The following is a 20673-nucleotide window of genomic DNA, read 5'->3' as shown; positions in this document are numbered from 1 at the left end:
CCAGCGTCTGCGCCAACAACGTCTTCCCCGACCCCGTCGGCCCCAACAGCAAAATGTTGGACTTCGCGATCTCCACGTCCTCCGAACCCGGACGCTCACCCTCCGACCGCACACGCTTGTAGTGGTTGTACACCGCCACCGACAAGGCCTTCTTCGCCTGGTCCTGACCGATCACATACGAATCCAGGAACTCGTAGATCTCCCGCGGCTTCGGCAACGAGTCCCACGACAGCTCGGTGGCGTCGGCGAGTTCCTCTTCGATGATCTCGTTGCACAGATCGATGCACTCATCGCAGATGTACACGCCGGGGCCGGCGATGAGCTTCTTCACCTGCTTCTGGCTCTTACCGCAGAATGAGCACTTCAGCAGGTCCCCGCCGTCGCCGATGCGTGCCACCCAGCCACTCCTCAAAACTAAGGCCGCCCCGCCGGTAACGCTCAGATGCGAAACCGCACGGAAGTCGAATCTCCCGTACCCGCCCACGAAGGTCACGGACGAGGCGATCTGTGTGTCGCTCTCCGCCAGACTAAGCGAAAAACCGGACCGGCTTCACCACCGGGCTCCCCCAGGCGGGTCAAGGGCCGGTCCGGCCCACGCTTCACCACTACCGAAACTCCCCACCGGAACACTCCGTTCACAGCGGCCGCGGAAGGTCTTTCGGCTCTGTCACACCCCTACTTGAAGGAGGCCTTGCGGTACGGCAGCACGAAGTCGATGATGCCGTAGTCCTTGGCCTCCTCGGCCGTGAGGATCTTGTCGCGCTCGATGTCCTTGGAGACCTGCTCCGGCGTGCGGCCGGTGTGGCGGGCCAGGGTGGTCTCCAGCTGCGTACGGATACGGGTGATCTCGTTCGCCTGGATCTCGATGTCGCTGGCCTGGCCGTGCATGCCCTCGGTCGCGGGCTGGTGGATCAGGATGCGGGCGTTGGGAAGCGCGCCGCGCTTTCCGGCCGTGCCTCCCGCGAGCAGGATCGCCGCAGCCGACGCAGCCTGGCCGATGCACACCGTCTGGATGTCGGGGCGCACGAACTGCATCGTGTCGTAGATCGCCATGAGGGACGTGAACGACCCACCGGGCGAGTTGATGTACATCTGGATGTCCCGCTCGGAGTCGAGCTGCTCAAGGGTGATGAGCTGGGCCATCAGGTCGTTGGCCGACGTGTCGTCGATCTGCACGCCGACGAAGATGATCCGCTCCTCGAAGAGCTTGTTGTACGGATTCATCTCCTTGACGCCGTACGACGTCCGCTCCACGTAGGACGGCAGGACGTAGCGGCTCTGGGGAGCCATCGAGGCCGCGCCGCCGATGAGACTGGGGTTGTACTCGGTCATTTCACGCCTTCCACGCACTGCGCCGTTCCTGGGGCCAGGTCCGACGGGTCAACTCTGGGCACGGTCACCTGGTCACGTCGAGGGTGCCCTCGAGAACCTCGTCGATGAAGCCGTACTCCTTGGCCGCCTGAGCGGTGAACCAGCGGTCGCGGTCGGCGTCCTTCTCGATCTGCTCGACCGTCTGCCCCGTGTGCTCGGAGATCTTCTCGATGAACATCTTCTTCACGTAGAGGAGCTGGTCTGCCAGGATCCGGATGTCGGAGGCGGTACCACCGATGCCCCCGGACGGCTGGTGCATCATGACGCGGGTGTGCGGCAGCGCGTAGCGCTTGCCGGGAGCACCCGCGCACAGGAGCATCTGCCCCATCGAGGCGGCCATGCCGATGCCCACGGTGCGGACGTCGTTGGGGATGTACTGCATGACGTCGTAGATCGCCATGCCCGCGGTCACGGACCCACCCGGCGAGTTGATGTACAGGGTGATGTCCCGCTGGCGGTCCTCGGCGGACAGCAGCAGGAGCTCACCAACCAGGCGGTTGGCGATCTCGTCGTCGACCTGCTGGCCGAGGAAAACGATTCGCTGGCGCAACAGGCGCTGAGGCGTCTGCTCAATAAAAGGGGAAATCTGCGACTCGGACGTACGAGCGTCGAATCGCGAGGACTCATCAAAGGTCGGCGGCACTCTCGTCACCTGCTCCGGAATCGAAACGGTTGCGATACAGCGACACTAACGCCGACGGAAGCCGGGCTCATCCGGATACCGTCCCTGTTCGCTTTGAGCGCAGGGTGGCGCAGGGCCCGTACAGCACTTTCCTCCGCCAGCGAACACGGGGGCCCCGCCCGACCTCGGGGTCGGACGGGGCCCGTGCACGCTGGGCGCGGAGACTACTTGTCGTCCGCCGCGGGGGCGTCCGCGGCCTTGGCCTCGTCGGTCTTGGCCTCGGTCTCGGTCTCCTCGGCGTCGTCCTCGATGACCTCGAGGGACTCCTCGGCGGCGACCGCGGCGGCCTTGGCCGCAGCCTCCTCGGCGTTCTCCTGCTCGACGACGTTGCCGTCCTCGTCGGTGATCCGGGCACCGGCCAGGACCAGGTCCATGGCCTTGCCGCGGACGACCTCGGTGAAGGCGACGCGGATCTGGTTGGACTCGACCAGGTGCTGGGCCAGCTGGTCCGGGCTCACGCCCATGCGCTGGGCCTGCTCGAACACGTACTGGCTGAGTTCGCCCTGGTCGGCGCTCAGGTCCTCCTGGATCGCCAGCTGATCGAGGATGAACCCGGCCTTGACGGCCGAGCGGGCACCGGTGGTGAGCTCTTCGTCGAACTCCTCCTCGGTCTTCTCCTGCGACTCCAGGTAGGCCTCCTTGGTGAGGCCGCCCTGGGCGAGCTGCTGCTCCAGGCTCTCGCGACGACGGGTGATCTCCTCGTCGACGACCGCGTCGGGCAGCGGCACGTCGACGGACTCGATCAGCTGCTCAAGGGCCTTGTCACGGGCCGCGGAGAGCTGCTGGAGGCGGCGGATCTCCGACATGCGCTTGCGCACGTCCTCCCGCAGCTCCTCGATCGTGTCGAACTCGGAGGCCAGCTGGGCGAACTCGTCGTCCAGCTCGGGCAGCTCCTTGACCTTCACGCTGTGCACAGTGACGGTGACGTCCGCCTCCTGGCCCTCGTGCTCACCACCGACGAGGGTGGTCTTGAAGGTGGCCTCGCCGCCGGCCTCCATGCCCACGAGGGTCTCGTCGAGACCCTCCAGCATGGCGTTGGTGCCGACCTCGTAGGAGTAGCCGCTGACCGCCACGTCCTCGAGGTTCTCGCCGTCGATCGCGGCGGAGAGGTCGATGGACAGGTGGTCACCGTTCTCGACGGGGCGGTCGGCGCCCACGAGGGTGGAGAAGCGCTCACGCAGCGTGCTGGTCTGCTCGTCGACCTGCTCGTCGGTGACCTCGGCGCTGTCGACGGTCACCTCGATGCCCTTGTAGTTCTCGACCTCGAACTTGGGGCGGACGTCGACCTCGGCGGTGAACGCGAGCTCCTCGTTGTCCTCCAGCTTGGTGACCTCCACGTCGGGCTGGCCGAGCGCGAAGAGCTCCTCCTTCTGGATGGCTTCGTTGTAGAGCTCCGGGACGGCGTGGTTGACCGCTTCACTGATCACCGCGCCGCGGCCGACGTAGCGGTCGATCAGCCGCGCCGGCGCCTTGCCCGGGCGGAAGCCCTTGATCCGGACCTGCTTGGCGAGCGACTTGTACGTCACGTCGAAAGCGTGATCGAGCTCCTCGAAGGGCACCTCGATGGTCAGCTTGACCCGGGTCGGGCTCAGCTCCTCGACATCGGTCTTCACGGGGCGGTACTCCTAGGTTTGCCGGCTGGTGTCCGCGTCGGCCCGCAGGCGCACCACACACAACGGCGAAATGCACGAGCGCACCCCGGGGCCATGACGACCACGTTCACACGGGGTGCCCTGCGACGGGCTGGGACTGACAGTTTCCTGCTGATCGCACCAAGTCTAGGGCAGATACGCAGGGGGCCACGGCGTACGGCCGAAGGCCGATGCCACGGATGTTTTCGTCGGGGTGGCGGGATTCGAACCCGCGGCCTCATGCTCCCAAAGCATGCGCGCTAACCAAGCTGCGCTACACCCCGTACACCGCACCAAGGATCGCACTCCCGGGAGGGGTGTGCGACCACGGCTCGGGAGACTGTACTCTTGTCTCCGTCGGCTCCACGAGTCTAGGGGAAACTCAAAGGCTCCGATGCCACGCGGGCGTAGTTCAATGGTAGAACCCCAGCCTTCCAAGCTGGTCATGCGAGTTCGATTCTCGTCGCCCGCTCCACCGCTCCACCCCGGGGGTGCCCCGGGTTCGCGTCCCGCCGCCGCAGGACCCGCACCGGGCCCACCGTCGCCGGGACGCCGCCTCCACCGCAATCCCGGCACGTCCGCGCGCTCGGCGCCCCACCCCGGCCGGATCGCCCTCCACCCGATCCCACACCCGTCCGACTCGTTCTGCGGTGAAAAGCCCCACAGGCACGGGCGGAGGAACCCGACACCGGAGGCGACGACCCGCGGCCCCTCCCCCAGAGGCGGAATACCCACCCCGAACGAGTACGTTGACCTTTCGGGTGAGCCCGTCGGCGCGAATCGGACACGGGTGCCCTCGCTTGGTGAGACGGGTGGCTGCATGACGGACACGAACGCGACGCACGGCGCGAGTACTCCCCTCAGCGCCCACTGGTTCGAGCGGCCCGAACTCCTGGAGCGGCCTGCTGTCGTCACCGGCGCCTTCGACGTGCTCCACGTGGGACACGTCCGCTTCCTCCGGACCATCGCCGAACGCGGCCTGCCCCTCGTCGTGGGCATCGAGTCCGACCTGCGGGTGGGCGCCTGGAAGGGTCCCGGCCGACCGGTGAACCCCGCCGGGGAACGCGCCGAGACCGTGGCCGCGCTCGCCTCCGTCGCGGGTGCGTTCGTCATCGAGGGGCCGCCCGAGGTCGCCGACTGGTCCGCCTACGCCGAACTGCTGCGTCCCATCGACCCCGCCGCCCTCGCGTACACCGCCGGGGACCGGTACACGCAGGCCAAGATCCGCGGCGCCGACGCCCTCGGCTCCCAGGCCTGGGAGCTCCCCTTCACCCCCGGCCGCTCCACCACCGCGGCGCTGGGCCGCCTCGCCCACTCCCTGTGACCCCCTGAGACGACGGGGCTCCCGGACACACGGCCCCGCATCGCCGGCGAGATCCCGTGGCCGCACGGCACGCCCTTCCTGGGAAGCCACACACGGGCACCGGTGTTGACGCAGTCGTGGCGAAGCAGAAACGAGAACGGGGCCGCCCATGTCCATGATGTCGGGAAGACCGTCCTACAGGGCTCTGGTCAACGACGGGAGCGCCAAGGGTCAGCAGTTACCCCCCGGCCTCACCCGTCGGATCATCTCCTACGCCCGCCCCCACTGGCGGGCGATCGTGTGGTTCCTCCTGGTGACCTCCGTCGGCTCCGCCATCGTGGTCGCCAACCCGCTCCTGCTCCGGGCCATCATCGACCAGGGGATCCTCCCGGGGAACACCTCCCTGGTGGTGTGGCTGGCGGTCGCCGCGGCCGGGCTGGCGGTGCTGGAGGGCGTGCTGACCCTGTTGGGCCGGTGGCTGTCCTCGCGGATCGGCGAGGGGGTCATCTACCTGCTGCGGACCCAGGTCTTCACGCACGTGCAGCGGATGCCGCTGGCGTTCTTCACCCGCACCCAGACGGGGTCGCTGATCAGCAGGCTCAACACGGACGTGGTGGGCGCGCAGCGCGCGATCACCTCCGTGCTCCAGTCGGTGCTGTCCAACCTGATCAGCGTGGTGGCGGTGCTCGTCACGATGCTCGCCCTGTCGTGGCAGGTGACGCTGATCGCGCTCGTGCTCGTCCCGTTGTTCGTGGTCCCCGCGAAGCTCATCGGGCGCAGGCTCGCCCACATCTCGCGCGAGGCGATGGACAACAACGCGGACATGAGCTCCCTGATGACCGAGCGTTTCAACGTCGGCGGAGCGATGCTGGTCAAGCTGTACGGCCGCCCCGGCGAGGAGTCGGCCGGGTTCGCCGAACGGGCGGGCCGGGTCCGCGACCTGGGCGTCCGCCAGGCGGTCCTCGGTTCCCTGCTGTTCAGCATGCTGGGCCTGATCACGGCGCTGGCGATGGCGATGGTGTACGGGGTCGGCGGGCTCCTCGCGATCGGCGGGGCTTTCGAGGTGGGCACCCTGGTCGCGCTGACCACCCTGCTCACCCGGCTGTACGGGCCGGTGACGACCCTGTCCAACGTGCACGTGGAGATCATGACCGCGCTGGTCTCGTTCGACCGGGTCTTCGAGGTGCTGGACCTGGAGCCGGGGATCAAGGAGAGCCCCGACGCCCGGGACCTGCCGCGGGGCCCCCTGAGCGTGGAGTTCGACCATGTGTCCTTCCGGTACCCGGGGGCGCGGGAGTCGTCGGTGGCGTCGCTGGAGCTCACCCCCCAGGCGGAGGTCGACGACGAGACCCAGGTGTTGAGCGGGGTGTCGTTCCGGGCCGCGCCGGGCACGATGGTGGCCCTGGTCGGCCCGTCGGGCGCGGGAAAGACGACGCTGACCCACCTGGTCTCACGCCTGTACGACCCGACCGAGGGCGACGTGCGCATCGGCGGACTGGACCTGCGCGAGGTGACCGGGGACTCGCTGCGGGAGGCGGTGGGCGTGGTCACCCAGGACGCCCAGCTGTTCCACGACACGGTGGGCGCGAACCTGCGGTACGCCCGGCCCGGGGCGACCGACGCCGAACTGGAGGAGGCGCTGCGGATGGCCCGCCTCGGCCCCCTCCTGGCGCATCTGCCGAACGGCCTGGACACGATGGTCGGCGACCGCGGTTACCGGCTGTCCGGCGGCGAGAAGCAGCGCCTGGCGATCGCCCGCCTGCTGTTGAAGGCACCGTCGGTGGTCGTGTTGGACGAGGCGACCGCGCACCTGGACTCGGAGTCCGAGGCCGCCGTGCAGGAGGCACTGGCCGTGGCACTGGAGGGGCGGACGTCGCTGGTGATCGCGCACCGGCTGGCGACGGTGCGCGAGGCCGACCAGATCCTGGTACTGGAGGACGGCCGTGTCCTGGAGCGGGGCACGCACGACGAGCTGTTGGGGCGTGAGGGCCTCTACACGGCTCTGTACCGGACCCAGTTCGCGCCGCAGTCCAGGACCTGAGCGGGGAGGCGCCCCCGGTTCCGGGGCGCCCAGGGGCGCCTCCCAGCGGTCGCGGGCCCGGAAGGAAGCGAAGAACACGATCTAGCCGCCCCCGGCCCTCGTGGCGGCCTTGCGGGCCTTCTTCGCCTCCTTCCTCGCCTTCTCGGCCTTCTTCGCCTTTTTCTTCTTGGACTTCTTGGACTTCTCACGGTCCTTGTCCGACCGCTTCTTCGGACGGGAGGCCTTCTCCGCTCCCCCCTCCTTGGCCTTCCGGCGCTCCTTCTTGGCGGCCTTGGAGTGCTTGGGCTTCTTGCTCTTCTTCGGCTTCTTGGCGTCCTTGGACGTGACGTGGTCGGCGAGGACCGCGGGCAGCGGCGCGAGGCCGGGCCCGCCCTCGAAGATCCAGTCGTCGACGGCCTCGACCAGCTTGTCCTCGGTGACCTGTCCCAGCCAGACGGGCCTGCCTCCGGCTGCCCGACCCGCCTGGGACGGCTGTACGACCACCACGTTGGCCTGGAAACAGATGCCCAGGCACTTGCTGGTGCGGACGGGGACGGGGCGACCGGAGTGATCGTCGATGGCGCTGAGACGGGCGAGCTGGGCCTTGTGGTCCACCCCGGGGACCTTCTTCCGGGTACCGCAGCAGCAGCCCCGGCAGACCGTCAGCTGGCAGGGACGCCCCTCGACAGCGCTCACACTCTCCCCGCCCTCTGACCGGCCCCGTCGGACCGACCCCGTTAGGTTCGCCTTACCTCATCAGCGTAATCATCCTCGCCGGCGTCGCGACCAGCGGGTACCACCCCGGGTTCCGGGAGCTCGACCACGACGGGCCGCCAGGTCTCGGGAAGCCCGACCCCGTCGTCCCTGCCGTTCCACCCCGACGCCCACGCGATCGGCAGCCCTGCGGCGAAGAGGGGCCTGCGATGGTCCATGAGCTGGACCCGCACCTGGGGTTCGGTGCACGCCCCGGAGTTGCCGCACCTGGCCACCACCTGCCCCGCCCTCACCACGTCCCCCCGGCGGACCGCCAGGGAGCCCCGCTCCAGGTGTCCCAGGAGCAGGTGGTCCCCTCCCCCGAGGTCGATCACCAGGTGGTTGCCGAGCATCCCCGCCGGGCCGCGCAACTCCCGCAGCGTGTTCTCCACGACCGCCCCGAACAGCCACGGCCACGAGTTACGGCTGCGGTGGTCCCGCCGCGCGTCGTGCGCCGCCACCACCGTCCCGTCGGCGGGGGCGTACACGGGCCTGCCGAAGGCCGGGAAGTCCTCCGGCGGGCGGCTGAGCGGACGCCAGGCGATGTCGGGCCGGGTTCCTCCCCCGGGCTCGGCGACCAGGCCGAGCGCGTAGGTCTGCCCGTAGGCGTGGCTGCCCTGGCTCGGGACCCCGTCCACGGGGCTGGTGAGCGCCATCCACCTACCGCGCACCGGAGGGAACATCACTCTGGGCTCGCGCCGCGCGGTGCCCACGCGCAGGTAGACGGCCAGCGCCACGACGAGCAGTGCCCAACCCACCCACCACGGCACTCCGACGTAACCGGCGAGCAGGGTGAGGGTGGCCGCCCACATCAGAGGCATGCGGATCCTGGCGAGCAGGACCGGCAGCCGCCCGCCTCCCGGGCGCCCGGGAGGCCGCGGGTCCCGGAGACCGCCCAGGCCATCCGCACGAAACGGTGTGTTCGAGGCGTCCGAAACCACGGGTGCCGCGGGGCTCCCGGCAGGGCCCCGCGCGCTCGCGCCGACCGGTGCGGACGAAGCGATCGGGGCTGGCGGGACGGCCGGGCCTTCCGGCTCCGGGGAACAGAACGGGGCGGGTGAGGGCATCCTCCATTGTGGACGCACCCCGCCCGCCCCGCTCACGCACGGCGGCCGATGCTATTTCCTGTCCTCCCGAGCACGCTTGCGCAGGTACTCCGTCGCGGCTCCGGCCCCCTTGTCGATCCTGTCGTCGTGGGCGCCCCCCGTGGCCTTCTTCGCGGCTCGGGCTGCCTTGCCGACCAGGCCCTGGGCCTTCTCGGCGTTGTCGTCGACGGCCTTCTTGAGCCGGTTGAACGCATCTCCGGTACCGGACATGAAATCCCCCCTAGATCCGTCCTGCTCCTGACGCGATACCCGGTTCGCGGGGTATTCATGCGGATCGCGCCTCGGCTGCCGGGCCGACACCGACCGCAGCCAGGTCAGATGCCCAGAACGAGCCGGGCGACGGAGAAGTAGATGATCAGGCCGGTGGCGTCCACGAGGGTCGCCACCATGGGAGAGGAGACCACCGCGGGGTCCACCCCGACCTTGCGCGCGAACAGTGGCATGGCCGATCCGATGATCGCCGCCCACGTGCACACGGCGACCACGGAGCACGCCACCACCACGGCGACCGCGAACCCGACCAGCAGGGAACCGATGACCAGGGCGAGCCCGGCGAGCATGACGCCCAGGAGCAGCCCGACCCGTGCCTCCTTCCAGGTGACCCTGGGAAGGTCGCGCACCCGCACCTCGCCCACGGCCAGGGCGCGCACGATGGCGGTGGCCGACTGCGCGCCGACGTTTCCGCCGGTGCCGATGAGCATCGGCACGAACATGGCCAGGGCCGTGACCTCCTCCAACGTGGCCTCGAACGCCTGCATGACGTTGACCGTGAAGGTGGCCGCGACGATGAGCAGCATCAGCCACACCGACCTCGCGCCCACGAGCCGGAGCACACTGACGGAGACGTAGTGGTCGCCGACGGGGCTGGCACCGGACTGCCGGGCCATGTCCTCGGAGTCGGCGGCCTCGATGACCTCCAGGGCGTCATCGAAGGTCAGCAGGCCCACGAACCGGTCCTCGGAGTCCACGACGGCCAGGGAGACCTGGTTGGACTCCTGCATGAGGCGGGCGGCGTCCTCCGCGGACTCGGACACCCGCACCCGTGGGGCGAACACGTCCACGATGTCCTTGAGCAGCCGGTCGTCGTCGCTGACGACCAGGTCTCCCAGGGTCACCGTGCCGACCAGGCGGCGGCCGTCGCTGACCACCGGGAGGGTGTAGATGGTCTCGGCGTCGGCGCCCCGGGCACGCACGACCTCCAGTGCACGGCCCACGACCAGGTCGCGGTGGAGGATGACGGTCTCGGGGGTCATGTACCGGCCGACGGAGTCCTCGGGGTATCCCAAGAGCGCGGCGGTCATCTTGCGTTCGGCCGGGCTGAGGCCGGCCAGGGCCCGGGTGGCGATCTTCGCGGGCGCCTCCCCGATGAGGCGGGCCCGGTCGTCCGGGTCCATCTCCTCCAGGATCTCGTGGAAGGCGCTGTCGCGGAGGCTGAGCAGGATGGCCTGCTGCTGGCTGGGGTCGAGTTCCTCGAAGACCTCCAGTTCGCGGTCCTTGTCCAGGAGCCGGAACGGGATGATCGCATCGCCGCCGGCCATGCGGGAGAGTTCGTCGGCGATCTCGTAGGGCCTGTGTTCGGCCAACCAGAGCCGGATGCCGGTCAGGTCGTTGCTCTCGACCAGATCGGTCAGTTCTTCAGCGCGCTCGCCCTCTGACATGCGAAGCACCCCCTCGCGTCTCCTACGCCCTGCGGGGAGGCCCCGCGGGCGACACCAGTCGTCGGATAGCGGTGGGCCTGTGGAAGGGCCCCGCTCCGGTCCCGTCGTCACTGGTGTGGTGGGCCGTGGGAGTTGGCACCCGGGGGCTGCGGGGGCGGGCACGGCGATCCGGGGACGTGTACGGACTGACCGCCGTACGCGGGGACGGGGAGCATTCCGACCCTACCCCCAGGCGGGGCCGGCCGCCGCACCCCGGCCCCCGCGGCGCGGCACGGGAGGGGCTCGTGCGGACCGGAGGGGTCAGTCGCGCCAGAGGACGACGAGGGCGCAGTCGTCGTTCTTGTCCTTGGACAGGGTGTCGACGATCTTCCCGGCCCCGGTGGCGAAGCCGTGGGGGACGAGCCGCTCGGCCTCGCCGAGAAGCCGGTCGATCCCGGCGTCGAGATCCTCACCAGGGGTTTCGATGAGGCCGTCGGTGCAGAGCATGATGGCGTCCCCCGGCCGGAGCTTGCCCTGGACGGAGGTGTAGGTCATCTCGGGGATGACGCCGAGGACCACGCCCTTGGCCTCGGCGGTGCTCCAGAGCCCGGCTCCGCTGTCGTAGTGCAGCGCGGGCGGGTGTCCGGCGGAGGCGATCTGGTACTCGCCTGTGTCGAGGTCCACACTCAGGTGCACCGCGGTCACGAACCCCTCGCCGCCGCTGTTGCGCATGAGGTAGTCGTTGCAGTGGGCGAGGAAGTCGTCCGTGCGCACCGCACCGATGAGCCCGCTGAAGGCTCCGGAGAGCATGAGCGCGCGGGTCCCGGCGTCCACCCCCTTGCCGGAGACGTCCACCACGGCCACGTCCAGCCTGTCGTCCTTGCGGATGGAGACGACGAAGTCCCCTCCGAAGGAGGAGCCGCCGGCCTGGCGGAGCACCGCGGTGCGCCCCCACCCTGCGGGGAGGGCGGGCATCCGGCCCTGGTCGCGGAGCCGGTCGCGCAGGTCCAGCAGCATCATCTCGCCGCTGAGCCCCTGCACCCCGAGCCGTTCGCGCACCCCCGACAGCAGGTAGGACAGAACGGCGGTGACCCCGATCGTGACGAGCAGGCCCGGGCCGACCTGACCGAAGTCGAGCATGTAGGCGACGAACACCAGGACGGCGGCGACCACGCCGAGCAGGAACGCCAGGCTCTTGCGCTTGAGGAGGAGTCCGCCCGCCAGGACGGTGAGGATCGTGGAACTGGGCGGGAACCAGCCGGAGGGGCCCCACACGGCGCCCACGCCGATGCCCACGGCCAGGGTGACGAGGGTGATGAGGACGAGCCTGTAGCGGAACAGCACCTTGCGCCGGAGCACCGCGACGAGCCTCTGCGCGGTGGAGCGCAGGAGCCGGGTGGTTTTGGCGGTCGGTGTGGGCTTCATGGATCCTCATCATCGGCGCACCCGCTCACCAGCGGGGTCACCCTCTCGGGAGGCGCGGTCGGAGGGCCTCGGGGGCCGCGTCGCCACCGGGCACCGGTTCGGCTGGCCGGGGAAGGTGTGGGGCACACCCCCGGTCGTGGTGGCTGGACACGCAGCTCGACGGGCACCACCGTGCCGCGGACGACGAGGGCCCGCCACTGTGCACGAACTGTAGCGCGGGGGGTGCCGCCCTGGCACGTGCAACCAGCGGTGTTCTCCCCCAAACCGAGGGTTTGGGTTCGGCCGATAACCGAGCGTACGGATTCGGCCCCCCGTTGCCGACGGAACGGCTCCGCCTTCGGGGGATGCACACCCTTCTCGGACACTGTGCCTTTCCGGACGCTGCCCCGCGGCCGGGAGGGAGGGGCTCTGGGCGACAGAACGCCCCCGGGCGGCGGCCGGGGCCGCCGCCCGGGGGCGCAGGACGGGGTTACGGGAGGGGCGGCAGTTCGCCGGTCTCCTCGTAGTCCGTGAGCATCGCGATGCGGCGGGTGTGCCGCTCCTCGTCGCTGTAGGGGGTGGCGAGGAAGACCTCCACGAACCGGGCCGCCTCCTCCAGGGAGTGCATCCGGCCACCGATGCCGAGCACGTTGGCGTCGTTGTGCTCACGCGCCAGGCGGGCGGTGTCCTGGCTCCAGGCCAGTGCGGCGCGGACGCCCCTGACCTTGTTGGCCGCGATCTGCTCGCCGTTGCCGGAGCCGCCGACGACCACGCCCAGCGAGCCGGGGTCGGAGGCGACGCCCTCGGCGGCGCGCAGGACGAAGGGCGGATAGTCGTCCACCGCGTCGTAGACGTGGGGTCCCGCGTCGACGACGTCGTGGCCCCGCTCCTTCAGCCAGGTGACGAGGTGCTCTTTGAGCTCGAAGCCCGCATGATCTGATCCAAGGTAAACACGCACGTGTCCAGTGTGGCAGGTCACAGGGGCCAGAAGCACGGCGCCCCGCCTCGCGTCCGGGGACGCGGGCGGGGCGCCGTAGTGCACGGGTCCGCTCAGACCGCGCCGGCGGCTGCGGCCGCCACGCTCAGACCCAGGACGGCGAAGAGCGCCATGGAGATGACGGCGACGGCGTTGTAGACGATCATCGACTTGATGTCCTTGCCGATGGGCCCTGCCTTGGAGACCGCGGGCTTGTTGCTCAACTCACACCTCATTGGGTTCGACCAGGGGATGACCAGACGAAATTTTTCCACACCGCACAACGCGGCCGTCACCGGGGCCGATTCCTCGAAGCGCCGGTCAGGGGCCGTGAGACCGCGCACACCGGGCGCGGTCCCGGCCCTGGCGGGTCTCACATCTGGACGGCCTTGACCTCGCAGAACTCCTCCAGGCCGGGCAGTCCCCACTCGCGGCCGTTCCCGGAGCGCTTGTAGCCGCCGAAGGGTGCGCGCGGGTTGAGGGCACCGCCGTTGAGCTCGACCTGTCCCGCCCTGAGTCTGCGTGCGACGGCCAGTCCGCTCTCGGGGTCGCCCGACCACACGGCGGCGTTGAGCCCGTACACGGTGTCGTTGGCGATGGCGACCGCCTCCTCGACCGTGTCGTAGGGGATCATGACCAGCACGGGGCCGAAGATCTCCTCCTGGGCGATGCGCATGTCGTTGCGCACGTCCGCGAAGACCGTGGCCCTGACGTAGTAGCCCCGGTCGCGGCCCTCGACGGGCTCGGGCCCGCCGACGACCAGGCGGGCGCCCTCCTCGACGCCGAGCGCGACGTAGCCCCGGACCTTGTCCAACTGGGCCCTGGAGACGAGCGGGCCCATCCGGGTCGCCTCGTCCTCGGGGTCGCCGGGCACGTACTTGGCCGCGGACTCGGCCGCGAGGGAGACCGCCTCCTCGTAGGAGTCGCGGTGCACCAGCATGCGGGTGAGGGCGTTGCAGCTCTGTCCGGTGTTGCGCATGACGTCTGCGACACCGCGCTTGACGGCCTTGACGAGGTCGGCCCCGGGCAGGATGACGTTGGGCGACTTGCCCCCCAGTTCGAGCGCGACCCTCTTGACGGTCTCGGCGGCGACCTGGCTCACACGGGTCCCGGCGCGGGTCGAGCCGGTGAAGGACACCATGTCCACGCGCGGGTGGGCGGCGATGGCCTCGCCGACGACCGGCCCGGTACCGGACACCAGGTTGAACACCCCGGCGGGAAGCCCGGCCTCGTGGAGGACCTCGGTGAGGGCGTAGGCGCTCAGCGGGGCGATCTCGCTGGGTTTGAGGACGACGGTGTTGCCCGCCAGGAGGGCGGGGACGACCTTGAGGACGATCTGGTGGAGCGGGTAGTTCCACGGCGTGATGGCGCCGACGACGCCGACGGGCTCGCGCACGACCAGTGAGTTGCCGAGCCTCTCACCGCCGAAGTAGCGCTCGCCGGACTCCTCGACCAGGTCGATGTAGGTCTGGAACATGAGGGACGGCAGACCGGCCTGCACCTTGCGGGAGAACACCGCGGGCGCACCGATGTCCCGGGTGATCTCGGCGGCGATGTCGTCGATGCGGGCGCTGAACAGCTCGTGGGCCTTGGCCAGGTGGGTGACGCGCTGGCCAGGGGTGAGCGCGGACCAGGCGGGGAAGGCGGCGGCCGCGGCCTCGACCGCGGCCTCGACGTCCTCGGCCGTTCCGGCGGGAACGGTGTCGATGACCTGCTCGGTCGCCGGGTTGACCACGTCCAGGGCCTCGTCGGAGGCGGAGTCGCGCCAGGCGCCGTCGATGTAGAGGGATCGCATGGCCCCACTGTCTCAGAACGCGATTCGGGTTGACCAGAGCAGGGTCGGAGCGGGACCGCTCACCCGTGGTTCCACGGATGGCGGCGGTACCGGTGTCAGCCCCAGTGGGGCGGGCGGTCGGCGATGAGCCGTGCGGTGGAGTCCTCCTCGGAGTCCTCGCCCCAGCCCACGCCGCGTTCGTCGCTGGTGGTGTCGGGCAGGATGTCGAGGTCGTCGAGGAACTCGACCCTGCGGTCGTCGTCGGGTCCGGACATGGGCCGTCCTTCGCTCGTGTGTCGGTCGGTGCTCCGGCGACCGCGGTCCGGCGGCGCGGACTGCCGTCCGCTGCCCGGTCGGCCCACGCCGGGCTCTCCTCCAGTGTGCCGTGCGGTGCCCGCCTCCGGGACCGTCCCCGGCAGGGCCCCGTGCGCCCCGGCCCGCCGGGGCGCACGGTCGGGACCCTCAGTCGAAGACGGGGTTGCGGGTGCGGGTCCGCTTGAGCTCGAAGAACCCTTCGGTCCCGGCGACCAGGCGGACGCCGTCCCACAACGTCCCGGCGTCCTCGCCGCGCGGGACGGGGGTGACGACCGGGCCGAAGAAGGCCACGTCCTCCACCTGGACGACGGGGGTGCCGACGTCCTCGCCGACCAGCTTCATGGCCTCACCGTGCGACGCGCGCAGCGCCTCGTCGTACGCGGTGCTCCCGGCCGCCTCCGCCAGGTCCTCGGGAAGGCCCGCGTCCGCCAGCGCGGCGCGGATCGTGTCCGTGTCGCGCGGCTCGGCGCCGTTGTGGAAGCGCGTGCCGAGGGCCGTGTACAGGCTGCCCAGGACCTCGGGGCCGAAGCGCTGCTCGGCCGCGACGCACACGCGCACTGCGGCCCAGGATCTGTCGATGGACTCGCGGTAGTCCTCCGGCAGGTCCCTGCCCTCGTTGAGCACGCCCAGGCTCATCACGCGCCAGCGCACTCTCACCGGCCGGACCTGTTCGACCTCGACCAGCCAGCGCGAGGTGATCCACGCCCACGGGCACGCGGGGTCGAACCACATGTCGGCGTACACGGTCTCGGGACCGCCGGAGGGGTCGGTCGTCTGCGTCATCGCTGCTCCTCGGATCGGACGCGGGGGACGGGAACTTCGCGTCGTAGGTAGGCAACCCCGGCCATCGGTTGCGCATTCCGTCCGCGCCCGTGGCAGGATCAGTGCCGAGTGAAGACGACCTCCGGCCCGACGACGCTCCACCCACGCGGCGGACTCGCCGTGGTCGGCAACGATCCGGCCGACGGTGACGGCGGCCGTGGAGGGAGCGTGGAGTGGCAGGGAACCTGACACGGGACGAGGCTCGGGAACGCGCGCGGATTCTCAGCGTCGACTCCTACGCGGTGGAGCTGGACCTGACCACGGGCGCCGAGACCTTCCGGTCCACCACCGTGGTCCGCTTCTCCAGCTCGGAGCCGGGTGCTCGCACGTTCGTCGAACTGGTCGCCCCGAGGGTGCTCACGGCGACACTGAACGGTGCCGCGCTCGACCCCGCCGAGCTGTTCGACGGTGAGCGCCTCATCCTTCCCGAGGTGGCCGCCGAGAACGAGCTGACGGTCGTCGCCGACGCCGCCTACATGCGCACCGGTGAGGGGCTGCACCGCTTCGTGGACCCCGTGGACGACTCGGTGTACCTGTACACCCAGTTCGAGACGGCGGACGCGCACCGCATGTTCACGTGCTTCGACCAGCCCGACCTGAAGGCCTCCTTCGAGCTGACGGTGTTCGCTCCCCCGTCGTGGGAGGTCGTGTCGAACAGTGCCCCCGACGTGGTGCGCGAGGCTGCCGGCAGCGAGCGGGTGCGCTGGCACTTCCCCCCCACCCCCGTGGTCTCCACCTACATCACCGCGCTCATCGCCGGCCCGTACCACGTGGTGCGCGACGAGCACGACGGCATCCCGCTGGGCCTGTACTGCCGGGCCTCACTGGCCGAGCACCTGGACTCCGACGCCCTGTTCGAGGTCACCAAGCAGGGCTTCGACTTCTTCCACGGCCTGTTCGACCTGCGGTACCCGTTCGGCAAGTACGACCAGCTGTTCGTGCCCGAGTTCAACGCGGGCGCCATGGAGAACGCGGGCGCGGTGACCTTCCTGGAGGACTACGTCTTCCGGTCCCGCGTCACCGACGCCCGCTACGAGCGCCGCGCGGAGACGATCCTGCACGAGATGGCGCACATGTGGTTCGGTGACCTGGTCACCATGCGCTGGTGGGACGACCTGTGGCTGAACGAGTCGTTCGCGACCTACGCCAGTGTGTACTGCCAGGCCAACGCCACCAGGTGGACCGACGCCTGGACGACGTTCGCGAACGTGGAGAAGTCCTGGGCGCTGCGCCAGGACCAGCTGCCCTCCACCCACCCGATCGCCGCCGACATGGTCGACATCCAGGCGGTCGAGGTCAACTTCGACGGCATCACCTACGCCAAGGGCGCCTCGGTGCTCAAGCAGCTCGCGGCGTACGTGGGCGTGGACGCGTTCTTCGCGGGCGTGCGCGCCTACTTCAAGGAGAACGCGTTCGGCAACACCGAGCTGAAGGACCTCCTCAAGCACCTGGAGGCCGCCTCCGGCCGGGACCTGTCGGCCTGGTCCCGCGAGTGGCTGGAGACCACGGGCGTCAACACGATGCGCCCGGAGTTCGAGGTGGACGCCGACGGGGCCTTCACGTCGTTCGCCGTGCTCCAGGAGGCGACCCCCGAGCACCCGACGCTGCGCTCGCACCGCCTGGCGATCGGGCTGTACGACCGCACCCCCGACGGCATCGTACGACGCGAACGCCTGGAGCTGGACGTCAGCGGCGCGCGCACCGAGGTGCCCGCCCTGGTCGGCAGGGTCCGGCCGGACCTGGTGCTGATCAACGACGACGACCTCACCTTCACCAAGCTCCGTCTCGACGAGCGCTCCCTGCGCACGGTGGTGGAGGGCGCCGGCGAGATCCGTGAGTCGCTGCCGCGGGCCCTGGCCTTCGGCGCCGCCTGGGACATGACCCGCGACGGGGAGATGGCCGCCCGCGACTACGTGGCCCTGGTGATCTCCGGAATCAGCGGCGTGGACGACGTGATGGTCGCGCAGACCCTGCTGCGCCAGGCCGCCTCGGCCCTGCACATGTACGCGGACCCGGCGTGGCGGCCGTTCGGGTTCGAGCAGCTCGCCGACCGGCTGCGCGAGCTGCTGACCTCGGCCGAGCCCGGGGGCGACCTCCAGCTCGCCTACGCCAACGCGCTGGCGGGCACGGCCGTGAGCGACGCCCACCTGTCCCTGGTCCGCGGTCTGCTGGACGGCGCGATCACCGTGGACGGGCTGACCGTGGACACGGACCTGCGGTGGACCCTGCTGCGCCGCCTGGTCGCGGCGGGTGAGGCCGGCGAGGCCGAGATCGTCGCCGAGTTGGAGGCCGACCCGACGGCGGCGGGCCGCCGGCACGCCGCCGGAGCCCGCGCCGCGGTCCCGACCCGCGCGGCCAAGGCCGCCGCGTGGGAGCGGATCGTGGGCGAGGAGCTGGCCAACGCCGAGTTCCGCGCCGTCCTGATGGGCTTCACCGAGCCCGGCCAGGCGGAGCTGTACCGGCCCTACATGGAGAAGTACTTCGCACAGCTGGCCCCCGCCTGGGAGAAGTGGACGGGCGAGTTCGCCCAGACCTTCGCCGAGGTGGTGTACCCGGGCGGGCTGGTGGAGGAGGCGACGCTGGAGCGCACGGACGCCTACATCGCCGAGGCCGCTCCCGCCCCGGCGCTGCGCCGCCTCCTGATCGAGGGCCGCGCGGGCGTGGAGCGCGCTCTGCGTGCCCGCGCCGTCGACATCGCCGCGGGTGAGGGCCGCCCGTAGGAGCGGACCGCGCGGCGGCCCCGGGGAGTCCCTCCCCGGGGCCGCCGGCGTGGCGGGGCCCTCTACAGGGTGCGGCCCCGGCCTCCGCCGACCGGTCCGAGCGTGCGGCGGATGCGTGCCACCATGCGGGGGTCGGCCAGCAGCTCGTCCACGAGCACAGGCTCCCCCTCGGCGCTGGTGAGCGGGATGCGCCAGTTCGGGTACTCGGTGCTGGTGCCGGGCTGGTTCTGCATCCGGCGCTCCCCCACCACGTCGGTGAGCGCCACACCGATCATCCGGGCCGGGGTCGCCATCAGGTAGGCGTGCACGGCCGCCACCACGGCGGCCGGGTCTGCCACCGGGTCGACCCCGGCGTCCAGCAGACCCAGCTCCACCAGCAGGAGCCGCCACCGCTCCACCCGGGCCTCGGCCTCGGCCCTCTCCTCCTCCACCGGGCGTCCGAGGAGGCCCAGCCGGTCGCGCAGGTCCACGTGCTCGGCGGAGAGGATCGACCCCACCGGGGGCAGGTCGTGTGTGGCGACCGTGGCCAGGCAGTCGGCGCGCCAGTCACCGGGGGCGCGCGGTTCGCCGTCGGCGTCGTGCTCGAACCACAGGACCGACGTGCCCAGCACCCCGCGGTCGGCGAGGTGCTCACGCACCCACGGCTCGACGGTGCCCAGGTCCTCCCCCACGACGACGGCGTCCGCCCCGTGCGCGGCCAGGAGGAGCGTTCCCACCATGCCCTCGTGGTCGAACCTGAGGTAGGTGCCCTGGTCGGCGGAGGCGCCCTCGGGCACGCACCACAGCCGGAACATGCCCATGACGTGGTCCATCCGGACGCCGCCCGCGTGTCGGAGCGCCTGGTCGAGGATCTGCCGGAACGGCCCGTAGCCGAGTTCGGCGAGCCGCCTCGGGTTCCAGGGCGGCTGGCCCCAGTCCTGGCCGAGGCGGTTGAACTCGTCCGGCGGCGCACCCACGTGCAGCGCGGAGAGCAGTGCGTCCCCGTACATCCACGCGTCCGCTCCACCCGCCTGCACCCCGATGGCGAGGTCGTGGACGATGCCGACGCCCATCCCACCGGCCCGGGCGGTGGCCTGCGCCTGGGCGAGTTGTTCGTCGAGGATCCACTGGAGCCAGCGGTGGAACTCCACGGCGGGCCAGCGTCGCAGGGCCTCCGCGCCCACGGTGCGGGAGCCCGCGTCGCGCAGGTTCCCGGGCCAGGCGCGGTAGTCGCTCCCGTGCTCCTCGGCCAGCGCCGACCAGGTCGCGAACTCGACCAGGTCCCGGCCCTCGCGTTCGAGGTAGGCGCGCAGGGACGCCTCCCGGCCGGGCGCGCGGGGTATCTCGAAGAGCACCTCCAGGGCGGTGCGCTTGGCCCTCCACACGGCGTCGCGGTCGAGCAGGTCGGCGGTGCGGCCGCGTTCGCGCAGGGGGCGGGCCAGGCGCTGGACGCCCTCGCGCTGGGCGGGGGCGAGCCTGGCGTACTCGGGCACGTCCTCCACGCGGATGTAGAGGGGGCTGGCGTAGCGGCGGCTGACCGGCAGGTAGGGCGACGGCTCGACCGGCGGCAGCGGCTCGGTGGCGTGCACCGGATTGACCAGGGTGAAGTCGGCACCCAGGTCGCGGGCGCTCCAGTCGGCGAGTTCGGCGAGGTCGCGCAGGTCGCCGGTCCCCCAGGAGGCGCGGGACCGGACGCTGTAGAACTGCGCCATGAGCCCCCACAGGCGCGGGTTGTCCCTCAGGGCGCCGGGTTCGATCCGGTCGGGGACGACGAGGAGGGGCGCGTCGTGCTCGACGCCGGCGTCGGTGACCCGCAGGACGTGGGAGCCCAGCGGGAGGCCGGGGTCGAAGGGCAGCAGGGAGCCGTCGGCGGTCTCGACGACACTGCGCGCGCTGTCGGGCAGCACCAGGTCGGGGGCCTTGCCCTCGCGGACGACGACCGCCGGGGGCAGCATGCCGCGCCGCACCGCGGCGTCCGGCGACTCCGGATCCACCCCCAGGGCCCGCAGGACATGACGGATGGTGTCCGGGCCGACCGGGACCTGTCTACCCCGCCAGTCCTCGTAGCTTGTCGCGACCCCGTACTGCTCGGCCACACGGGCCAGCTGAGCGTCCCTCACAGGAACCGATCATGCCCTACCGGAGGCTCCGTACACCGGAGGTCGTCCCGGCGTGGGGTC

The 20673-nt window shown here is 70.8% G+C and carries 18 protein-coding genes and 2 tRNA genes; 4 read left to right on the top strand and 16 right to left on the bottom strand.

Going from position 1 to position 20673, the window contains the following annotated elements:
* The 5 genes from ACFWTE_RS19820 to ACFWTE_RS19800 all read right to left on the bottom strand — a co-directional run.
* On the bottom strand, positions 1-397 hold a 397-nt coding region (locus tag ACFWTE_RS19820), incomplete at its 3' end, for a ClpX C4-type zinc finger protein (protein WP_378781053.1).
* A gap of 278 nt (positions 398-675) precedes the next feature.
* Positions 676-1332 (bottom strand): ATP-dependent Clp protease proteolytic subunit, encoded by a 657-nt coding sequence (locus ACFWTE_RS19815; RefSeq protein WP_378781052.1) that lies wholly within the window; start codon positions 1330-1332, stop codon positions 676-678.
* A gap of 64 nt (positions 1333-1396) precedes the next feature.
* The gene (locus tag ACFWTE_RS19810; RefSeq protein WP_267948590.1) at positions 1397-1921 is read right to left on the bottom strand and encodes a ClpP family protease; all 525 of its coding nucleotides are present in this window, start codon (positions 1919-1921) and stop codon (positions 1397-1399) included.
* A gap of 296 nt (positions 1922-2217) precedes the next feature.
* Positions 2218-3666, bottom strand: a complete 1449-nt coding sequence (gene tig, locus ACFWTE_RS19805) for a trigger factor (protein ID WP_378781051.1) — start codon at positions 3664-3666, stop codon at positions 2218-2220.
* Positions 3667-3893: 227 nt separating this feature from the next.
* Positions 3894-3968 (bottom strand) — tRNA-Pro (locus ACFWTE_RS19800).
* Between the two features lie 117 nt (positions 3969-4085).
* Between ACFWTE_RS19800 and ACFWTE_RS19795 the strand changes: the two genes are divergently transcribed.
* The 3 genes from ACFWTE_RS19795 to ACFWTE_RS19785 all read left to right on the top strand — a co-directional run bounded on the left by ACFWTE_RS19795 (position 4086) and on the right by ACFWTE_RS19785 (position 7028).
* Positions 4086-4159, top strand: a tRNA-Gly gene (locus ACFWTE_RS19795).
* Positions 4160-4504: 345 nt separating this feature from the next.
* A complete protein-coding gene (locus tag ACFWTE_RS19790) occupies positions 4505-5008 on the top strand; it encodes an adenylyltransferase/cytidyltransferase family protein (protein ID WP_378781050.1) in 504 nt (167 codons plus the stop codon).
* Between the two features lie 154 nt (positions 5009-5162).
* A complete protein-coding gene (locus ACFWTE_RS19785; RefSeq protein ID WP_378781056.1) occupies positions 5163-7028 on the top strand; it encodes an ABC transporter ATP-binding protein in 1866 nt (621 codons plus the stop codon).
* A gap of 81 nt (positions 7029-7109) precedes the next feature.
* Here the strand turns inward: ACFWTE_RS19785 and ACFWTE_RS19780 are convergent, their stop codons facing one another.
* The 10 genes from ACFWTE_RS19780 to ACFWTE_RS19735 form a co-directional block, all read right to left on the bottom strand.
* A complete protein-coding gene (locus tag ACFWTE_RS19780; protein ID WP_378781049.1) occupies positions 7110-7703 on the bottom strand; it encodes a (2Fe-2S) ferredoxin domain-containing protein in 594 nt (197 codons plus the stop codon).
* Between the two features lie 41 nt (positions 7704-7744).
* The gene (locus ACFWTE_RS19775) at positions 7745-8581 is read right to left on the bottom strand and encodes a peptidoglycan DD-metalloendopeptidase family protein (RefSeq protein WP_378781048.1); all 837 of its coding nucleotides are present in this window, start codon (positions 8579-8581) and stop codon (positions 7745-7747) included.
* Positions 8582-8878: 297 nt separating this feature from the next.
* Positions 8879-9076 (bottom strand): Rv0909 family putative TA system antitoxin, encoded by a 198-nt coding sequence (locus ACFWTE_RS19770; protein ID WP_378781047.1) that lies wholly within the window; start codon positions 9074-9076, stop codon positions 8879-8881.
* Positions 9077-9180: 104 nt separating this feature from the next.
* Positions 9181-10524, bottom strand: a complete 1344-nt coding sequence (gene mgtE, locus ACFWTE_RS19765) for a magnesium transporter (protein ID WP_378781054.1) — start codon at positions 10522-10524, stop codon at positions 9181-9183.
* 300 nt (positions 10525-10824) lie between these two features.
* On the bottom strand, positions 10825-11928 hold the full coding sequence (locus tag ACFWTE_RS19760) for a PP2C family protein-serine/threonine phosphatase (protein WP_378781046.1): 1104 nt from the start codon (positions 11926-11928) through the stop codon (positions 10825-10827).
* Positions 11929-12397: 469 nt separating this feature from the next.
* Positions 12398-12865, bottom strand: a complete 468-nt coding sequence (locus tag ACFWTE_RS19755; RefSeq protein ID WP_378781044.1) for a ribose-5-phosphate isomerase — start codon at positions 12863-12865, stop codon at positions 12398-12400.
* 92 nt (positions 12866-12957) lie between these two features.
* Positions 12958-13107 carry a hypothetical protein gene (locus ACFWTE_RS19750; protein ID WP_378781043.1) on the bottom strand — a complete coding sequence of 50 codons (150 nt, stop codon included), beginning with the start codon at positions 13105-13107 and terminating at the stop codon, positions 12958-12960.
* A 149-nt stretch (positions 13108-13256) separates the two neighbouring features.
* A complete protein-coding gene (locus tag ACFWTE_RS19745; RefSeq protein WP_378781042.1) occupies positions 13257-14678 on the bottom strand; it encodes an aldehyde dehydrogenase family protein in 1422 nt (473 codons plus the stop codon).
* Between the two features lie 95 nt (positions 14679-14773).
* Positions 14774-14932, bottom strand: coding sequence for a hypothetical protein (locus ACFWTE_RS19740; protein ID WP_378781041.1), 159 nt, complete (start codon positions 14930-14932; stop codon positions 14774-14776).
* Positions 14933-15119: 187 nt separating this feature from the next.
* Positions 15120-15755 (bottom strand): DsbA family protein, encoded by a 636-nt coding sequence (locus tag ACFWTE_RS19735; RefSeq protein WP_378781040.1) that lies wholly within the window; start codon positions 15753-15755, stop codon positions 15120-15122.
* A gap of 212 nt (positions 15756-15967) precedes the next feature.
* On the opposite strand from ACFWTE_RS19735, the gene pepN reads away from it, so the two are divergent.
* A complete protein-coding gene (gene pepN, locus ACFWTE_RS19730; protein WP_378781039.1) occupies positions 15968-18514 on the top strand; it encodes an aminopeptidase N in 2547 nt (848 codons plus the stop codon).
* A gap of 62 nt (positions 18515-18576) precedes the next feature.
* Here the strand turns inward: pepN and malQ are convergent, their stop codons facing one another.
* Positions 18577-20613, bottom strand: a complete 2037-nt coding sequence (malQ, locus tag ACFWTE_RS19725; protein WP_378781038.1) for a 4-alpha-glucanotransferase — start codon at positions 20611-20613, stop codon at positions 18577-18579.
* Positions 20614-20673: the final 60 nt, after the last annotated feature.

Source organism: Nocardiopsis sp. NPDC058631, assembly GCF_042716955.1.
Lineage (GTDB): Bacteria > Actinomycetota > Actinomycetes > Streptosporangiales > Streptosporangiaceae > Nocardiopsis.
The sequence above is the reverse complement of the archived record's forward strand: the minus strand, read 5'-3'. Positions and strand labels throughout refer to the sequence as shown.

What these genes read in the sequence shown, in the direction of transcription:
- ACFWTE_RS19815 (WP_378781052.1), bottom strand. Translation starts at nt 1,332, where the DNA reads ATGACCGAGTACAACCCCAGTCTCATCGGCGGCGCGGCCTCGATGGCT.
- ACFWTE_RS19790 (WP_378781050.1), top strand. Translation starts at nt 4,505, where the DNA reads ATGACGGACACGAACGCGACGCACGGCGCGAGTACTCCCCTCAGCGCC.
- ACFWTE_RS19785 (WP_378781056.1), top strand. Translation starts at nt 5,163, where the DNA reads ATGATGTCGGGAAGACCGTCCTACAGGGCTCTGGTCAACGACGGGAGC.
- ACFWTE_RS19775 (WP_378781048.1), bottom strand. Translation starts at nt 8,581, where the DNA reads ATGCCTCTGATGTGGGCGGCCACCCTCACCCTGCTCGCCGGTTACGTC.
- ACFWTE_RS19770 (WP_378781047.1), bottom strand. Translation starts at nt 9,076, where the DNA reads ATGTCCGGTACCGGAGATGCGTTCAACCGGCTCAAGAAGGCCGTCGAC.
- mgtE (WP_378781054.1), bottom strand. Translation starts at nt 10,524, where the DNA reads ATGTCAGAGGGCGAGCGCGCTGAAGAACTGACCGATCTGGTCGAGAGC.
- ACFWTE_RS19760 (WP_378781046.1), bottom strand. Translation starts at nt 11,928, where the DNA reads ATGAAGCCCACACCGACCGCCAAAACCACCCGGCTCCTGCGCTCCACC.
- ACFWTE_RS19745 (WP_378781042.1), bottom strand. Translation starts at nt 14,678, where the DNA reads ATGCGATCCCTCTACATCGACGGCGCCTGGCGCGACTCCGCCTCCGAC.
- ACFWTE_RS19740 (WP_378781041.1), bottom strand. Translation starts at nt 14,932, where the DNA reads ATGTCCGGACCCGACGACGACCGCAGGGTCGAGTTCCTCGACGACCTC.
- ACFWTE_RS19735 (WP_378781040.1), bottom strand. Translation starts at nt 15,755, where the DNA reads ATGACGCAGACGACCGACCCCTCCGGCGGTCCCGAGACCGTGTACGCC.